Below are 14,917 nucleotides of genomic sequence, written 5' to 3' on the forward strand. Positions count from 1 at the left end.
GTTCAGCGCGCGTCGTGAAAGATGATGCCCAGCGTGTGCCTGCGTCCCGAGCGCAGGCGGCTCACGCCGTGGCGCATCGTCACGCGGTAGCTGCCGCGCGTGCCCGCCACCGGCCGCTGGTTGACCGCGAAGATCACCGCCTCGCCCTGCGCGAGCGACACCACCTCCGCGCGCGACTGCATGCGCGGCCGCTGCTCGGTCAGCACGAATTCGCCGCCCGTGAAGTCCTCGCGCGGATCGCTCAGCAGCACGGTGAGCTGCAGCGGAAACTGCAGGTCGCCGTACAGATCCTGGTGCAGGCAGTTGTAGTCGCCCTCGTCGTAGCGCAGCAGCAGCGGGGTGGGGCGCAACTGGCCTGCCGCATGGCAGCGCGCGAGGTACGCGGCGTGGTCCGGCGGGAAGTCGGCTGGCTGGCCCATCGCCGTCGCCCAGGCGTTGGCCAGCGGCGCGAGCCGTTCGTACAAGGCACCGCGCCATCCGGCGAGCAGCGGCGGCAGCGGGTTCGCGAAGTACTGGTACTCGCCCTGGCCGAAGCCGTGGCGCTGCATGACCACACGGCTGCGAAAGTGCGTGGGCTGGTCGTACATCGCCGCGAGCGCGGCGCATTCCTTCGGCGTGAACAGCCGGCCGGTGGTGGCGCAGCCACGGGTGGCGAGTTCGGTCTCGATGCGGGGCCAGTCGAGGGCCTCGATGTGGGAAGCGGGGGATGTCATGGCGGCAGTGTCTCGTCTTCGCGCGTGTGCGGCTCGCCGTTTCCGGACGCGGGTTTCGGGATGCTCCCGGGCGCCTTCGTCCTGTCCGCGGTTTTGAGCGATCATTCGACCATGGCACAAGCAAAAACCACCGCGCGCGAAAGCTCGAAAGGACAACTGGTCCAGGGCCGATCGGTTGCGACGCTGGGGCGCGGCATGGAACTGGTCAAGGTCGGCAAGGCGCCTCGCGCTGTTGTCCGCCCGGAGGACAACACGACGGTGCTGCTGAAGAAGGCAGCCCGCGCGCTGAACAAGCCCGGTATCGACCGGGCGGTCGTTTTTCGCGGACCCAACGCAGCCAAGATATTCGCCTATTACGCCTACCCGCAAGATCCCACCCAGGTCGTTCGTGAGGCGGCCGACGGCACCAAGGTCGTCGGCCGGCTGGTCGAAGGCAGGTTTCGCGCGAGCAAGGCGTGAGCCGCCGTCCTCCCAAGCTCGAGAAGCTCCTCGAACAGACGCAAGGCCCGCGTCCGGTGGCGTTTGTTCTGGCCGGCCACAACGGGTCCGGAAAATCCACCCTCTGGTACTCGCGGCTGGCGGCATCGCTCCAGTTGCCGCTGGTCAATGCAGACCGGATGATGATGTCCATCCTGCCGGACGCAGACCCTCGCACGGGGCACATCCCCGTCTGGGCCCAGCGTCTGCGCGATGACGACGAGAAATGGCAGATCCTGTCCCAGGAAGGCGTGCGCGCCTTCAAGAGCCTCGTGATGGACCAGCGCATGCCTTTCGCATTCGAGACGGTCTTCTCTCACTGGAAGCCGCTGCCCGGTGGCGGCCATGCGTCGAAGGTCGACGACATCCGTGCCATGCAGGAGGCCGGGTACTTCGTCGTCCTGCTGTTCGTGGGGCTCGTCTCGGTGGACATGTCCGTTTTTCGCGTGAGCACCCGCAAGCAGCAAGGCGGTCACGATGTGGAGCACAAGAAACTGATCGAGCGCTTTCCCCGCACACAGGCGGCGGTCGGGCATGCGGCGCAAATCGCGAACATGACGCTCATGTTCGACAACAGCCGCTCCGAGAAGAACGCCTTCGCGCTGGTGCGGGCACAGGCGAAACGATCGGTCCTGTTCGACGCGCGCGATCCGCAGTTCGATGCGGACCCGGAGCTGCGGGCCGTATGCGATCCCTGGCTTGAGAAAGTCGCCGGTCCTTTCAAGCCACGGCGCGCCTCTCGGAAAAAGAAGACAGCACCCACGTTGACCTAGGCCCGCGAACCGCGCGCCGGAAAGCACCTCATGAGCACTTCGCAAAGCGATCGCCAAGACACCGCCAACGGCTGGCAACTCCCCTGGGAAGGCGGCTGCCGCTGCGGCCAGGTGCGACTGCGCATCACCGCACCGCCGCTGCTGGCCATGGCCTGCCATTGCACCGGCTGCCAGCGCATGAGTGCCAGCGCCTTCTCGCTGTCATTGGCAATCCCGACGCCGGGCTTCGAAGTGCTGTCGGGCGAGCCCGTGATCGGCGGGTTGCATGGCGACTCGCATCATTTCTTCTGCCCGCACTGCAAGAGCTGGATGTTCACCCGCACCGAAGGCATGGACCAGTTCGTCAACCTGCGGCCTTCCATGCTCGACCGGCACGAATGGGTGGTGCCGTTCGTCGAGACCTGGACCGACGAGAAGCTGCCCTGGGCGACGACGCCTGCGGTGCACAGCTTCGGCGCGTTGCCCGATATGGCGGCCTTTCCTGCGCTGATCCAGGCCTACGCGCAGCAGGGCGCGCGGCCCGGACGCCCCGCCTGATTCACCCCTGGCGCGCCTGCGCCAGCAGCCAGTCGCTGAAGAACTTCAGCAGTGGCCGCTGATCGGCACGCTCCGGCGTCACGAGGTAGTAGTTGCGCTCGCCTGACAGCGGCCGTGGGCACGCCACCACCAACTCGCCGCGTGCCAGTTCGTCGGCCACCAGCATCGTCGGCATCAGCGCCACGCCCAGGCCGTGCGAGGCAGCGGCGGCCAGGATCGAGAACAGCTCGTAGCGCGGGCCACCGCGCGCATTGGGCGCATCGATCTGCTGGGCGTCGAACCACTGGCGCCAGCCATCGGGCCGCGTGCTCTGCTGCAGCAGCGGCAACTTCGCGATGGCGGCGGGCGCCACGGCCTTGCCGCGCGGCAGCAGCGAGGGGCTGCACACCGGCACCACGTCTTCATGCATCAGCAGCAGCGCATGCGTGCCGGCCCAGTTCTCGACCTGCGCGGGCGTGCCGGCATAGAGCGCGGCATCGAACTCCGCGTCGGCGAAGAGAAAGGGGCGGGTGCGCGTCTCGATGTGCACCACCACGTCGGGCTGCAGCGCCGCAAAACCCTTCAGTCGCGGCATCAGCCAGCGCGTGGCGAAGGTGGGCACTGCAGCCAGCGACAGCGAGCCGCCTTCGCCCTGGTGCGCCATCGCGTCGAGCGTGTCGCGCTCCATCGCTTCGAGTCGCTTGGTGATCTGGCGCGCATAGGCCGCGCCGCTCGCGGTGAGCGCCACGCCGTGCCGCGTGCGGCGAAACAGCACCACGCCCAGAAAGGCTTCGAGCGTGCCGATCTGGCGCGACACCGCGCTCTGCGTGAGTGCCAGTTCCTGCGCGGCGCGGGTGTAGCTCTCGTGGCGCGCGGCGGCGTCGAAGCACACGAGGGTTTGCAGGGGTGGGATCTTGCGGCGCATGTATGCCTCGGGTGTATGTATGGAGGAGGGGCCTCACCAATGAAGACGCCGCTCGAACATCCTGCAAGACATTCTACAAATGCATATCTGGGTGCGGATTCATCGTTTGCGCCCGGCTCCCCGCGTGGCTAGGATCGAGGCCATCCCCCTCTTTTCTCTTTTCCCCTCATTCCGGAGACAGCACATGGCCGCCAAAGCGCAATTCCACTGGGACGATCCCCTTCTTCTCGACCAGCAACTGACCGACGAAGAACGCATGATCCGCGACGCGGCCAATGCCTACTGCCAGGAGCGACTGGCGCCCCGCGTCATCGAGGGCTTCCGCAGCGGTGAAACCGACCCGGCGATCTTTCGTGAAATGGGCGCACTCGGCCTGCTCGGCCCCACGATCCCCGAGCAGTACGGCGGCCCCGGCCTCAACTACGTGGCCTACGGCCTGATCGCCCGCGAAGTCGAGCGCGTCGATTCGGGCTACCGTTCGATGGCCAGCGTGCAAAGCTCGCTGGTGATGGTGCCGATCTTCGAATTCGGCACCGAAGCGCAAAAGCAGAAGTACCTGCCCAAGCTCGCCACCGGTGAATGGATCGGCTGCTTCGGCCTGACCGAACCCGACCACGGCTCCGACCCCGGCAGCATGGTCACGCGCGCCAAGAAGGTGCCGGGCGGCTATTCGCTCAGCGGCGCCAAGATGTGGATCAGCAATTCGCCCATCGCCGACGTGTTCGTGGTGTGGGCCAAGGAAGTCAGCGAAACCGGCACTGTCGGCCCGATCCGCGGCTTCGTGCTCGAGAAGGGCATGAAGGGCCTGAGCGCCCCGGCCATCCACGGCAAGGTCGGCCTGCGCGCCAGCATCACTGGCGAAATCGTGATGGACGGCGTGTTCTGCCCTGAAGAAAACGCCTTCCCCGAAGTGCAAGGCCTGAAGGGCCCGTTCACCTGCCTGAACAGCGCCCGCTACGGCATCTCGTGGGGCGCCATCGGTGCCGCCGAAGACTGCTGGCACCGTGCCCGCCAGTACACGCTGGACCGCAAGCAGTTCGGCCGCCCGCTCGCCGCCAACCAGCTCATCCAGAAGAAGCTGGCCGACATGCAGACCGAGATCACGCTGGGCCTGCAAGGCAGCCTGCGCCTGGGCCGCATGAAGGACGAAGGCACGGCCTCGGTCGAGATCACCTCGATCATGAAGCGCAACAACTGCGGCAAGGCCCTGGACATCGCCCGCCTGGCGCGCGACATGATGGGCGGCAACGGCATCAGCGACGAATTCGGCGTGGCGCGACATCTGGTGAACCTCGAAGTGGTCAACACCTACGAAGGCACGCACGACATCCATGCGCTGATCCTGGGCCGTGCCATCACGGGCATCGCAGCTTTCGCGAACTAAGCTCGAATGACCAACAAGCCCGCAGCACTCGACGGCATCAAGGTCCTCGATCTGTCCCGCGTGCTCGCGGGCCCGTGGTGCACGCAGATCCTCGCGGACCTGGGCGCCGATGTCGTCAAGATCGAACGCCCCGGCGTCGGTGACGACACGCGCACCTGGGGCCCGCCGTTCATCAAGGACGCGAACGGCAACGACACCGACCAGGCCAGTTACTTCACCGCCTGCAACCGCAACAAGCGCTCGGTCACCATCGACATGGCCACGCCCGAAGGGCAGGCGCTCTTGAAGCAGATGGCGGCGCAGGCCGACATCGTGGTGGAGAACTTCAAGACCGGCGGCCTCAAGCAATACGGCCTCGACCAGGAAAGCCTGCGCGCGGCCCACCCGCGCCTCATCTACTGCAGCGTGACCGGCTTCGGCCACGACGGCCCGTATGCCGAGCGCGCGGGCTACGACCTGATGATCCAGGCCATGACCGGCATGATGAGCATCACCGGTCGCCCCGACGACGTGCCCGGCGGTGGCCCGCTGCGCGTGGGCGTGGCGCTGACCGATCTGTTCACCGGCGTCTATGCGAGCACCGCGATCCTTGCCGCGCTGCAGGTGCGCGACCGCACCGGCGAAGGCCAGCACATCGACATGGCGCTGCTCGACGTGGGCATGGCCATCCTCGCCAACCAGGCGAGCGCATTTCTCAACACCGGCAAGGCGCCGCAGCGCCAGGGCAACAGCCACCCGAGCCTGGCGCCGTACCAGGACTTCCAGACGCAAGACGGCTCGATGCTGCTGGCCATCGGCAACAACGGCCAGTTCGCGCGTTTCTGCGAAGCGGCCGGCCACGCCGAATGGGCCGCCGACGCGCGCTTTGCAACCAACACGCTGCGCGTGAAGCACCGCGAAGTGCTGATCCCCCTGATGCAGGAGGTCACGCGCACGCGCACCACCGCCGCATGGGTCACGCTGCTCGAAGACAAGGCCGTGCCCTGCGGTCCCATCAACGACATCGCGCAGGCCTTCGACGATGCGCAGGTCAAGTCGCGCGGCTTGGCGGTGACGCTGCCGCGCGATGCGGGTGATGGCATTGCCAGCATCACCGGCGTGGCGAGCCCGCTGCGCCTGACGGCCACGCCACCGGTGTTGCGCCATGCACCGCCGGCCCTCGGCCAGCACACGCAAGAGGTGTTGGCGGAAATGGGCATCGACGCCGCACGCTTCGACGCCCTGCGTTCGGCCGGCGTGGTCTGAAGAGGCCGGCATGACAAGCCCGATGCGCCCGCCGTTCTTGGTGTTGCGCATCGACCATGTCGTGCTGCGCGTGAAGGACATCGAACGCGCGATCGCCTTCTACCGCGACGTGCTGGGCTGCGAAGTCGAGAAGCGCCGCGATGACCTGGGGCTCGTGCACCTGCGTGCGGGGTCGAGCCTGATCGACCTTGTCACGCCCGATGGGCCGCTGGGAAAGCAGGGCGGCGCATTGGCAGGTGCAGAAGGCCGCAATGTCGATCACCTTTGCCTGCGCATCGAGCCTTTCGACGAGGCGGCGCTTCGTACGCTGATGGCGCAGCACGGCGTGCCGGTGCATGGCGAGGTGCAGAACAACTTCGGCGCCGAAGGCAATGGCCCTTCGATGTACATCACCGATCCGGACGGCAACAGCGTCGAGCTCAAAGGGCCGGCTGGCTGAGTTCGTGTTTCCTGCATGACGCGCTTTGCGGGGTGTTTTAAGTGCTGTTGTCCAGGGCGTCGCACACGCCGACACGGTGCTCTTTTTCGCGAATGTCCCCCGCTTCGCTCCTCCTTTATTTCGCGAAAAAGAGCCCCGTATCGACGTGAGCGCTCAGGGCAGTCGTTGATCAGCGATCACCAGCAGCGTGTCCTGTGCGAATGACGCCAGGTACTCCCCGCAGCGAAATAAAGGAGGAGGGGCGCGCAGCGCCCCGGGGGACATTCGCGGAGGGGAGCACCTGGTGTCATTCGCACGCACCCCGAATGAACCCGAGCCCGTTCCCATCGAACAGGCCCAGGCATAGACTCCGACTTCTCTGCAACTCAGGCCGGCCCTACGCCGGAACACGACGTATGAGCAGCAAGGTCTTCTTCGACGTCGGCATCTCGCTCGACGGCTACATGGCCGGCCCGAATGCCGGCCCGGACAACCCGATGGGTGATGGCGCCTCGGCGATGCACGGCTGGGTTTTCCAGACCGCCACCTTCCGCGAAATCCTCGGCATCCCCGGCGGCGAACAAGACACGTCCGACGATGCCCTGGTCAAGCGCGTGTTCGCGCGTGCCGGTGCCTATGTGCTGGGGCGCCGCATGTTCGACGAGGGCGAGGTCAGCTGGCCCGAGAACGCGCCGTTCCGTGCGCCCGTCTACGTGCTCACGCATTCGCCACGCGAACCGTGGGTGCGGCAGGGCGGCACCACCTTTCACTTCGTGACCGACGGCATCGAGAGTGCGCTGGCACAGGCCAAGGCCGCAGCAGGTGGGAAGGACGTGCGCATCTCGGGCGGCGTCCACACCATCCGTCAGTACATCAAGGCTGGGCTGCTCGACGAATGCACGATCCATGTCGCACCTGTCTTGCTCGGTGCCGGCTTGCGGCTGCTGGACCAGTTGGCGCCGAATGTGCTGAAGCTCGAGACGGTGAGCGCCACCAGCTCGAAGCTGGTGACGCACCTCGATTACCGCTTCGTGAGGTAGACCGGGGCGGCGGGGCTCAGCCGGCCCGTCCGATGATCGCCACCCCGAACACCACCACGCCCAGCACGAGGTTCATGCCGACCAGTTGGCGCACCGTGTTCAGCAGCGAGGCCGCCTTGGGCCACGCGCTTTCTTCCACCGCGCGCCGCAGCGCCCGGAACACCGAGGCGCGGATGTAGACATAGATGGCGGCCATCACGATCGCGATGCTCATCATCGCCTCGACGCGCCAGTGCACCGAGCGGAAGCCGCCAGTCGCCATGATCATCCCCACGCCGCTCAGGAACAGCAGCGTGACGGATGCGTCCACGCCGACGAAGAAGCGCCGCAGCGTCGCGGTCATCATGCGCAGGCGAAAGGGCGGCTCCAGCGTGGCGACGGCGGCGGGGCGCACCGCGAAATGCATGGTCGCCATGCCGCCGACCCAGAAGGTGGCGCAGAGCAGGTGAACGAAAAGCGGAATGACGTAGGACATGGGGGCCGATCAGAACACCGAAAGGCCCCGGCGCGCAACGCTTGGCCCTGAACGCCGCGGCCTCGTGCGGCTTTGCACCGCTGCGTCAGAATGCGAGGCTCGTTGCCCACGACACAGAAAGATGAGGCTCCCATGACCCGCACCATCGCGCAGAAACGCGCCGACTTTCGCGCCCTCCATGCACAAGGCTGCTTCATCATCCCGAACCCCTGGGACACGGGCAGCGCGCGCTACCTCGAAGGCCTGGGCTTCAAGGCACTGGCCACCACCAGTTCGGGCTTTGCGTGGTCGCGAGGTCATGCCGATGGGGCGCTGTCGCGCGACCTCATCCTCGACCATCTGCGCGAACTTGTGGCCGCCACCGACCTGCCCGTGAACGCGGACTTCGAGAACGGCTTCGCCGCCGACGCGCCGGGCGTGGCCGACAGCGTGCGGCTCGCGGTCGAGACCGGCGTGGCGGGCCTGTCGATCGAGGACTCGACGGGCAACGCAGCCGATCCGCTTTTTGCCATCGACGTCGCGGTCGAGCGCATGCGCGCTGCGCGCAAGGCCATCGATGCGAGTGGCAGCGACGTGCTGCTGGTCGGGCGTGCCGAGAACTTCTTCGCTGGCCGCCCCGATCTCGACGACACCATCGCCCGGCTCAAGGCCTATTCAAATGCGGGCGCCGATTGTCTCTACGCACCCGGCATCAAGACGCGCGAGCAGATCGCCGCCGTGGTGGCTGCCGCAGGAGGCAAGCCAGTCAACCTGCTGGTTGGCGCGACCAGCGAGCTGACGATGAAAGACATCGCCGAGCTGGGCGTGCGGCGCGTCAGCGTCGGCGGCGGGCTTGCGCGCGCGGCATGGGGCGGCTTCATGCGCGCCGCGCGCACGCTGTCTGAAGAAGGCCGCTTCGACGGCTTCGCGGACGCCGCGCCGGGCGCCGAACTCAACGCGTTCTTCCGTCCGTTCGCGCAGTAGCCGCCCACGCCGAAGAGGCCCCGGTGGATCTTCTTCTTGCCGAGATTCGCGCCTGCCGCGCCTGCGCCGAGCATCTGCCGCTGGGCCCCCGGCCCATCGTGCAGGCGAGCCGCACGGCCCGGTTGCTGATCGTCGGACAGGCCCCGAGCCTGACCGTGCACCAGACCGGCGTGCCGTGGAACGACAGGAGCGGCGATCAGCTGCGCCGCTGGCTCGGCATCGATCGCGACGTGTTCTACGACGCGGCGCGGGTCGCCATCGTGCCGATGGGCTACTGCTACCCGGGCCGTGGCAAGAGCGGCGACCTGCCGCCGCGCAAGGAGTGCGCACCGCTGTGGCACGCACGGCTGCTGGCGCAAATGAAAGATGTCGAACTGACGCTGCTCATCGGCCAGTACGCGCAGCGCCACTTCCTGGGCAAGACCGCGCGCGGCAGCGTCACCGAGACGGTCGAGGCCTTCGCGGACTACGGCCCGCGCACCGTGCCGCTGCCGCATCCTTCGCCGCGCAACACGGGCTGGTTCAAGCACCACCCGTGGTTCGAGCGCGACGTGCTGCCGGTGCTGCGCGAGCGAGTCCGCCTGGCGCTGGCCCCGGAGGGGTTCAGTCGACCCTGATGTTCGCGGCCTTGACCACTTGCTGCGCCTTGCCGGTCTCATCGACGATGAACTTGTTGAACTGCGCCGAGGGCATGGTGAAAGGCTCGGCGCCGAGTTTTTCCAGCCGCTCCTTCAGCTCGGGCGACGCCATGATCTTCGCGACCTCCGCCTGCAGGCGGTCGACCACCGGCTGCGGCGTCTTCGCGGGTGCGAAGAGCCCGACCCAGAACAGGTATTCCGAGCCCGGCACGCCGGCCTCCACCGTCGTCGGCGCATCCGGCAACGCCGACGAGCGTTTGGCCGTGCCGACAGCCAGCGCTTGCAGCTTGCCGGTCTTGATGAGCGGCAGGGCCGATACCATCGGTGCGAAGAACCAGTCGACGCGCCCGGCCATCACCTCGGTCATCGCCTCGGGCGTGCCGCGAAAGGGCACGTGCTGCGCATCGATGCCGGCCGCGAGGCGGAACACCTCGGCGTTCATGTGCGTGGCCGAGCCGTTGCCGGCGGAGCCGTAGTTGAAGTGGCCCGGCTTGGCCTTGACCTGCGCCACGAGGTCTTTCACGTTCGCGAAGTGCGAGGGCGCGGTGACCAGCACGTTGGGCAGGCTGGCCATTGGCGTGATGCCGGTGAAGTCCTTGAGCGTGTCGTACGACAGGCCCTTGTAGATCCACGGGTTCACGAGGTGGCCGGCCGAGTGCACGAGCAGCGTGTAGCCATCGGCCGGCGACTTGGCCGTGAGGGCCGCACCGAGCGTGCCGCCCGCACCGGGCCGGTTGTCCACGATCACGCTGGTGCCCAGCACCGGGCCGAGCTTTTCGGCCACCAGCCGCGCGACGATGTCGGTGCCGCTGCCCGCCGTGAAAGGAACGACCAGCTTGATCGGCTGCGTGCCCGGCCAATTGCCCTGCGCATGCGCGCCGCCGAGCGTGGATGCGGCGACGAACGCCGCGGCCACGGCGAGCGTCTGCCTGCGGTTCCAGGTGAAAGTCTTCTTCATGCGTCTTGTCTCCGTTGATTTATTTCGATGAGCGATGAATGACTGAAAGGGGTGTTGCTAACCCGGCGGCGGCGGCGCGTTCGGCATCACCAGCGCCACCAGCACCGGCCGGTTGCTTCGGTTCTCCAACCGGCGTTTCTCGCCGGGCGCGAAGCGGCAGCTGTCGTATGGCTCGAGCACTTCTTCTTCATGCGCGCCGTCGATCTCGCCGACCACATGGAGCTGGCCTTCGAGCACGAGGTAGAGCTTTTCCATCGGCGAGCCGTCGAGTCCGGTGTGGCCGCCGGGCAGGAGCTGGCTCATGCCCATCCACATCTGCGTCGAGGGGCCGGCTTCCTTGCCCTGCAGGCGCAGGCAGCGCATGTCGAAGTGGTTGGGTGCCTCGTAGTGCGGCGCTTCGTTGAAACGGGTCACGTGCATGGCGGTGTTCCTTGTGCGTTCAGGGCCGCAACACGACGCGGTCGGTGCTGCCCGACAGCACCAGCCGGTAGGCATCCATGGCTTCGTCGAGCGTGAAGTGGCGCGCGACCGGAAAGGGTTTCAGCGTGCCGCGCTCGAAGCCCTCGCGCATCGCGTCGAGCTGGGCGGTCGAGGCCACGCAGTCCATCGCGAGCGAATCGATGCCCACGAAGGTGTGCATGCCGCGGTAGAACGCGAAGATGTCGAAGGGCACCGCGCGGTCGTGCGTGGCAATGAAGATCTGCGTCGCGCCCTTGGCCATCGCCTTGTTGGCGGCCTCGAAGTAGGCGCTGCCCACGGTGTTGTAGACGATGTGCGCGCCGCGCCCGTCCGTCAGTTCGCGCACCCGCGCGGCCACGTCGGTGTGATGGCGTGCGTCGATCACGTCGACCGGCCCGCTCGCAAAGCCCGCGTAGGGCCCGGCATGGCGCTGCACCGCGATCACGCGCGCGCCGGCCTGCGACGCCAGCTGCACGGCAGCCTGTCCGACCTTGCCGTTGGCACCGAGCACCAGCACCGTTTGCCCCGCCTGCGGCATGCCGCTGCGTCTGAAGCCTTCGTACGCGGTGACGAAGGGCACGCCCACCGCGCCCGCCTCGTCCATCGAGATGCCCTGCGGTTTGGCGCGCAGCGCCTCTTCAGGCAGCACCAGATAGCGCGCATGCGAGCCGTCGCGCGTGATGCCGATGTCGCCACCGGAGCCGTAGACCTCGCGGCCCACCCATTCGGTCGAGCCACTCACCACCGTGCCCGCAAAGTCGCGGCCAGGGGTGCGCGGCCAGACGGCCTGCGGCATGATGCCCAGCGTCGCCTTCACGTCGCTCGGGTTGACCGCGGCGGCGGCGATGCGCACTACGGCGTGGCCGGGTGGGGGTGTCGGTTCGGCCTGAGGGGCGGCTTCGAGCCTCAGTGCATCAAGGTTGGCGGCCTTCTCGTGCACTCGCAGTGCGCGAGAAGTGTGGGTTGTGTGCATGGCTGCGACGCTCATCTCTGTTCCTGCCTTGCGTTGTGTTTTGGGGCTTGTGTTTCGAGGGTTGTTGTTCTGTGCGCTGCTGTCCGGGGTATGTGCGAATGACGCCGGGTGCTCCCCTGTGCGAATGTCCCCCGCTTCGCTCCTCCTTTATTTCGCTGCGGGGAGCACCCGGTGTCATTCGCACAGGGGCACGCCGCTGGTGATCGCCGATCAACCAGTGCTCTGATAACGCTCACGCTGGCGGTGTGCCCTGTTCCGCGAAATAAAGGAGGAGCGAAGCGGGGGACATTCGCGGAACAGGGCACACCGTCGGCGTGAGCGCGCCCTGAAGAACAACGAACCTCAAACACAACGCGACAAAGAGAAAAGCAGGACGTCACGCTAGCTCCTCGCATCCGACAGCCCCAACATCGCGCGCGCCTCGCGCGGGTTGGCGATCTCGCCGCCCAGGCTCAGCAGGATGTCGCGCGCCTTTGCCACGAGCTGCGCATTGCTCTGGGCCAGAACACCTTTTTCAAGGTAGATGTTGTCTTCCATTCCCACGCGCACATGCCCACCCAGCAGCCACGCCTGCGCGACGATCGGAAACTCCATGCGGCCGATGCCGAAGGCGCTCCAGAAGGCGCCGCGCGGCAGCATGTTGCGGGCGTAGAGCAGCGTCTCGGGCGTCGGCGCAAAGCCGTACTTCACGCCGAGCACGAAGGTCCACATCGCGGGGCCGTCGAGCGTGCCGTCCGCGATCAGGTCGAGCGCGAGGTTGATGTCGCCCGAGTCGAAGATCTCCAACTCGGGCTTCACGCCCGCTTCGCGGATCACCTTCGCCATGCGGCGCACATTCTTCGGCGTGTTCATCACCACGTCGGGGCCGGAGTTCATGGTGTTGAGGTCGAGCGAGCACACGTCGGGCCGGATGAGCGCGATGTGTTCCACGCGCTTCTCGGGCGGCAGCAGCGTGGTGCCGGGTGCGGCGATCTTCGGGTCGTCCTCGCTTGGAATGAAGCGCCCGCCGGGGCCGGTCGTGAGGTTGATGATCAGCTCGCGGTTTTCGCGGCGGATGCGCTCGACCACCTCGCGGTACAGATCGATTTCCATCGAAGGCTTGCCGGTCTCGGGGTGGCGCACGTGGATGTGCACCTGCGCCGCACCGGCTTCGGCGGCGGCCAGGCATTCGTCGGCGATCTGCATCGGCGTGATCGGCAGGTGCGGCGTCTGCTCGGGCTTCACGAGGTTGCCCGTGACGGCGCAGGTGATGAGGGTTTTGCCGGTGCTCACAGGTGGCGCCCTCCATCGACCACGATGCGTGTGCCGGTGACGAAGCGCATCGTCGTCGCGAGCGCTTCGACCGTGGCGGCCACGTCGTCGGGTTTGCCGATGCGACCCAGCGGCGTGGTGCTCGCCATCTTGCTGGCGAACTCCGCGCCGCGGCCCGGCACGAAGCCCGACTCGACCGCGCCCGGCGATACCGACACCACGCGCACGGCCGGCGCAAGCGCCTTGGCCAGCGCATCGCCCACCACGTCGAGGCCGGCCTTGGCCGCGACATAGGCGAGGTTGCTGCCCACGCCCGTGAAGCCCGCGATCGATGAGATGTTGACCACGAGCCCGTCGCCGCTGGCCTTGAGCAGCGGCGCGAAGGCGCGGATGGTTGCGAACACGCCGCGGAAGTTGGCGCGCACGATGTCGTCGATGAGGTCGTCGGTCAGCGCGTCGAGGTCGCCGGCCGGAACGGGCTGCGTGTGCCCCGCGCTGTTGACCAGGATGTCGCAGCGCCCGTGCGTGGCTTTCACCTCGGCGGCGGCCGCCTGCAGGCTGGGCGTGTCGACGATGTCGGCGCGGATCGCACTGTGGCGCTGTCCGTGGGCAGAGGGCAGGGCAGAGGCGCGCGCGGCGGCATCGTCGCCCTTGCGGTGCAGCAGCACGCAGATGGCGCCGAGTGCGGCCAGGCGCGTGGCCGTGGCGTAGCCAATGGCGCCAAGGCCACCGGTGATGACGGCGACCTTGCCGTCGAGTCGGGAGACAGGATCGAAGCTCATGGGATGACGTGGAGTTGGGAAATCAGGGGATCGGTGGGCGGGGGAACTTCATCTCGCCTGGTTCGAGCTGGAAGTCGTACTGCAGCGTGGCGGTCTTGCCATCCGGCGCCAGCGCGAAGCGGCCGATCAGCCGCCGCGTCACGCCGAAGGTCGGGTCGCTCTCCAGGTTCTCGTCGTCATCGGCGAACACCTGCGTGATCAGCACCTTGTGCCCCGGCTTGCTCACCATGAAGTGCAGGTGCGCAGGCCGGTTGGGGTGGCGCAGTTGCGCGCGCAGCAGCACGCCGCAGGGGCCGTCGGTCGGCACCGGGTAGCCGGCTGGCCGCACGCTGAAAAAGTGAAAGCGCCCCTGGGCATCGGTCGTGAAGCGGCCGCGCAGGTTCATGTCGTCCTGCGACGGGTCCTGGTTCTCGTAGAGGCCCACGGGCGAGGCCTGCCACACGTCGACCGTGGCACCGGCCACCGGCTGGCCTTGGCCGTCACGCACCGTGCCCGTCACTTCCAGCGGAATGCCCGGCGTGCCCGAGCGCGCGATGTTGTCGCCCGCCGCGCAGGCCGGCGAGTTCGCGCGCCAGAAGGGGCCCAGCAGCGCGGCCGGCGATTCGCCGTGTGGGTCCTGGTTGTTCTGCAGCGCCACCACGGTGGATACGCCGAGGATGTCGGCCGCCAGCACCACTTCGTTCTTGGTCTCGCCGGTGGCGTGGCCGATGGCGACGATGAATTCGAGCGCCTGCTCGAACTCTTCCTCGGTCAGCTTCACCTCCTGGACGAAGGCATGCAGGTGGCGCGCGAGCGCTTCCATCACGGTGCGCAGCCGCGGGTCGGGCGTGCGCTTCATGGCGTCGAGCGCAAAGCCCAGCACCGAGTCGGGGGAGGTGGCGATGTTCATGGGAAGGTTTGTGCAATCGTTTGCACAATGTTAGTCCA

At 67.4% G+C, this 14,917-nt stretch carries 18 protein-coding genes; 9 read left to right on the plus strand and 9 right to left on the minus strand.

Annotated features, from left to right (window positions below; genetic code table 11):
- Positions 1–2: 2 nt before the first annotated feature.
- Entirely contained in the window at positions 3–713 is a 711-nt protein-coding gene (locus H7F35_RS12540) for a 2OG-Fe(II) oxygenase (RefSeq protein WP_187113175.1), read from the minus strand.
- Positions 714–824: 111 nt separating this feature from the next.
- Here H7F35_RS12540 and H7F35_RS12545 point away from each other — a divergent pair, with 111 nt between their 5' ends.
- The 3 genes from H7F35_RS12545 to H7F35_RS12555 are packed head-to-tail and all read left to right on the plus strand — an operon-like array spanning position 825 to position 2,500.
- The gene (locus H7F35_RS12545) at positions 825–1,172 is read left to right on the plus strand and encodes a hypothetical protein (protein WP_261803612.1); all 348 of its coding nucleotides are present in this window, start codon (positions 825–827) and stop codon (positions 1,170–1,172) included.
- A gap of 56 nt (positions 1,173–1,228) precedes the next feature.
- A complete protein-coding gene (locus H7F35_RS12550; RefSeq protein ID WP_261803681.1) occupies positions 1,229–1,963 on the plus strand; it encodes a toxin in 735 nt (244 codons plus the stop codon).
- Positions 1,964–1,993: 30 nt separating this feature from the next.
- Positions 1,994–2,500: a GFA family protein gene (locus tag H7F35_RS12555; protein WP_187113177.1), complete on the plus strand. Its 507-nt coding sequence runs from the start codon at positions 1,994–1,996 to the stop codon at positions 2,498–2,500.
- A 1-nt stretch (position 2,501) separates the two neighbouring features.
- Here the strand turns inward: H7F35_RS12555 and H7F35_RS12560 are convergent, their stop codons facing one another.
- Complete coding sequence (locus tag H7F35_RS12560) at positions 2,502–3,404, minus strand: LysR substrate-binding domain-containing protein (RefSeq protein WP_187113178.1); 903 nt, start codon at positions 3,402–3,404, stop codon at positions 2,502–2,504.
- A gap of 184 nt (positions 3,405–3,588) precedes the next feature.
- On the opposite strand from H7F35_RS12560, the gene H7F35_RS12565 reads away from it, so the two are divergent.
- The 4 genes from H7F35_RS12565 to H7F35_RS12580 all read left to right on the plus strand — a co-directional run bounded on the left by H7F35_RS12565 (position 3,589) and on the right by H7F35_RS12580 (position 7,491).
- The gene (locus H7F35_RS12565) at positions 3,589–4,788 is read left to right on the plus strand and encodes an acyl-CoA dehydrogenase (RefSeq protein WP_187113179.1); all 1,200 of its coding nucleotides are present in this window, start codon (positions 3,589–3,591) and stop codon (positions 4,786–4,788) included.
- Positions 4,789–4,794: 6 nt separating this feature from the next.
- Positions 4,795–6,033, plus strand: coding sequence for a CaiB/BaiF CoA transferase family protein (locus tag H7F35_RS12570; protein WP_187113180.1), 1,239 nt, complete (start codon positions 4,795–4,797; stop codon positions 6,031–6,033).
- 10 nt (positions 6,034–6,043) lie between these two features.
- The gene (locus tag H7F35_RS12575; protein WP_187113181.1) at positions 6,044–6,472 is read left to right on the plus strand and encodes a VOC family protein; all 429 of its coding nucleotides are present in this window, start codon (positions 6,044–6,046) and stop codon (positions 6,470–6,472) included.
- Positions 6,473–6,867: 395 nt separating this feature from the next.
- A complete protein-coding gene (locus H7F35_RS12580; protein WP_187113182.1) occupies positions 6,868–7,491 on the plus strand; it encodes a dihydrofolate reductase family protein in 624 nt (207 codons plus the stop codon).
- A 16-nt stretch (positions 7,492–7,507) separates the two neighbouring features.
- On the opposite strand, the gene H7F35_RS12585 is transcribed toward H7F35_RS12580, so the two are convergent.
- A complete protein-coding gene (locus H7F35_RS12585) occupies positions 7,508–7,966 on the minus strand; it encodes a CopD family protein (RefSeq protein ID WP_187113183.1) in 459 nt (152 codons plus the stop codon).
- A gap of 132 nt (positions 7,967–8,098) precedes the next feature.
- Here H7F35_RS12585 and H7F35_RS12590 point away from each other — a divergent pair, with 132 nt between their 5' ends.
- Entirely contained in the window at positions 8,099–8,929 is an 831-nt protein-coding gene (locus H7F35_RS12590) for an oxaloacetate decarboxylase (protein ID WP_187113184.1), read from the plus strand.
- Positions 8,930–8,952: 23 nt separating this feature from the next.
- Positions 8,953–9,546 (plus strand): uracil-DNA glycosylase family protein, encoded by a 594-nt coding sequence (locus H7F35_RS12595; RefSeq protein ID WP_187113185.1) that lies wholly within the window; start codon positions 8,953–8,955, stop codon positions 9,544–9,546.
- On the opposite strand, the gene H7F35_RS12600 is transcribed toward H7F35_RS12595, so the two are convergent.
- The 6 genes from H7F35_RS12600 to H7F35_RS12625 all read right to left on the minus strand — a co-directional run bounded on the left by H7F35_RS12600 (position 9,533) and on the right by H7F35_RS12625 (position 14,879).
- Positions 9,533–10,525, minus strand: coding sequence for a Bug family tripartite tricarboxylate transporter substrate binding protein (locus H7F35_RS12600; protein WP_187113186.1), 993 nt, complete (start codon positions 10,523–10,525; stop codon positions 9,533–9,535). The two genes, H7F35_RS12595 and H7F35_RS12600, sit on opposite strands and share 14 nt — an antisense overlap.
- 57 nt (positions 10,526–10,582) lie before the next feature.
- Positions 10,583–10,945 (minus strand): cupin domain-containing protein, encoded by a 363-nt coding sequence (locus tag H7F35_RS12605; RefSeq protein WP_187113187.1) that lies wholly within the window; start codon positions 10,943–10,945, stop codon positions 10,583–10,585.
- Positions 10,946–10,964: 19 nt separating this feature from the next.
- Positions 10,965–11,957 (minus strand): zinc-binding alcohol dehydrogenase family protein, encoded by a 993-nt coding sequence (locus H7F35_RS12610; protein ID WP_187113188.1) that lies wholly within the window; start codon positions 11,955–11,957, stop codon positions 10,965–10,967.
- 381 nt (positions 11,958–12,338) lie between these two features.
- Positions 12,339–13,229 carry a 3-keto-5-aminohexanoate cleavage protein gene (locus H7F35_RS12615; RefSeq protein ID WP_187113189.1) on the minus strand — a complete coding sequence of 297 codons (891 nt, stop codon included), beginning with the start codon at positions 13,227–13,229 and terminating at the stop codon, positions 12,339–12,341.
- The gene (locus H7F35_RS12620; RefSeq protein WP_187113190.1) at positions 13,226–13,990 is read right to left on the minus strand and encodes an SDR family NAD(P)-dependent oxidoreductase; all 765 of its coding nucleotides are present in this window, start codon (positions 13,988–13,990) and stop codon (positions 13,226–13,228) included. Before H7F35_RS12620 ends, H7F35_RS12615 begins: the two co-directional genes overlap by 4 nt.
- Positions 13,991–14,012: 22 nt before the next feature.
- Positions 14,013–14,879, minus strand: coding sequence for a dioxygenase (locus H7F35_RS12625; protein WP_187113191.1), 867 nt, complete (start codon positions 14,877–14,879; stop codon positions 14,013–14,015).
- Positions 14,880–14,917 lie beyond the last annotated feature (38 nt).

The sequence above is a fragment of the Variovorax sp. PAMC26660 genome (genome assembly GCF_014302995.1).
Classification (GTDB): Bacteria; Pseudomonadota; Gammaproteobacteria; order Burkholderiales; family Burkholderiaceae_C; genus Variovorax.

What these genes read in the sequence shown, in the direction of transcription:
- H7F35_RS12540 (WP_187113175.1), bottom strand. Translation starts at nt 713, where the DNA reads ATGACATCCCCCGCTTCCCACATCGAGGCCCTCGACTGGCCCCGCATC.
- H7F35_RS12545 (WP_261803612.1), top strand. Translation starts at nt 825, where the DNA reads ATGGCACAAGCAAAAACCACCGCGCGCGAAAGCTCGAAAGGACAACTG.
- H7F35_RS12555 (WP_187113177.1), top strand. Translation starts at nt 1,994, where the DNA reads ATGAGCACTTCGCAAAGCGATCGCCAAGACACCGCCAACGGCTGGCAA.
- H7F35_RS12560 (WP_187113178.1), bottom strand. Translation starts at nt 3,404, where the DNA reads ATGCGCCGCAAGATCCCACCCCTGCAAACCCTCGTGTGCTTCGACGCC.
- H7F35_RS12565 (WP_187113179.1), top strand. Translation starts at nt 3,589, where the DNA reads ATGGCCGCCAAAGCGCAATTCCACTGGGACGATCCCCTTCTTCTCGAC.
- H7F35_RS12570 (WP_187113180.1), top strand. Translation starts at nt 4,795, where the DNA reads ATGACCAACAAGCCCGCAGCACTCGACGGCATCAAGGTCCTCGATCTG.
- H7F35_RS12575 (WP_187113181.1), top strand. Translation starts at nt 6,044, where the DNA reads ATGACAAGCCCGATGCGCCCGCCGTTCTTGGTGTTGCGCATCGACCAT.
- H7F35_RS12580 (WP_187113182.1), top strand. Translation starts at nt 6,868, where the DNA reads ATGAGCAGCAAGGTCTTCTTCGACGTCGGCATCTCGCTCGACGGCTAC.
- H7F35_RS12585 (WP_187113183.1), bottom strand. Translation starts at nt 7,966, where the DNA reads ATGTCCTACGTCATTCCGCTTTTCGTTCACCTGCTCTGCGCCACCTTC.
- H7F35_RS12590 (WP_187113184.1), top strand. Translation starts at nt 8,099, where the DNA reads ATGACCCGCACCATCGCGCAGAAACGCGCCGACTTTCGCGCCCTCCAT.
- H7F35_RS12600 (WP_187113186.1), bottom strand. Translation starts at nt 10,525, where the DNA reads ATGAAGAAGACTTTCACCTGGAACCGCAGGCAGACGCTCGCCGTGGCC.
- H7F35_RS12605 (WP_187113187.1), bottom strand. Translation starts at nt 10,945, where the DNA reads ATGCACGTGACCCGTTTCAACGAAGCGCCGCACTACGAGGCACCCAAC.
- H7F35_RS12610 (WP_187113188.1), bottom strand. Translation starts at nt 11,957, where the DNA reads ATGCACACAACCCACACTTCTCGCGCACTGCGAGTGCACGAGAAGGCC.
- H7F35_RS12620 (WP_187113190.1), bottom strand. Translation starts at nt 13,990, where the DNA reads ATGAGCTTCGATCCTGTCTCCCGACTCGACGGCAAGGTCGCCGTCATC.
- H7F35_RS12625 (WP_187113191.1), bottom strand. Translation starts at nt 14,879, where the DNA reads ATGAACATCGCCACCTCCCCCGACTCGGTGCTGGGCTTTGCGCTCGAC.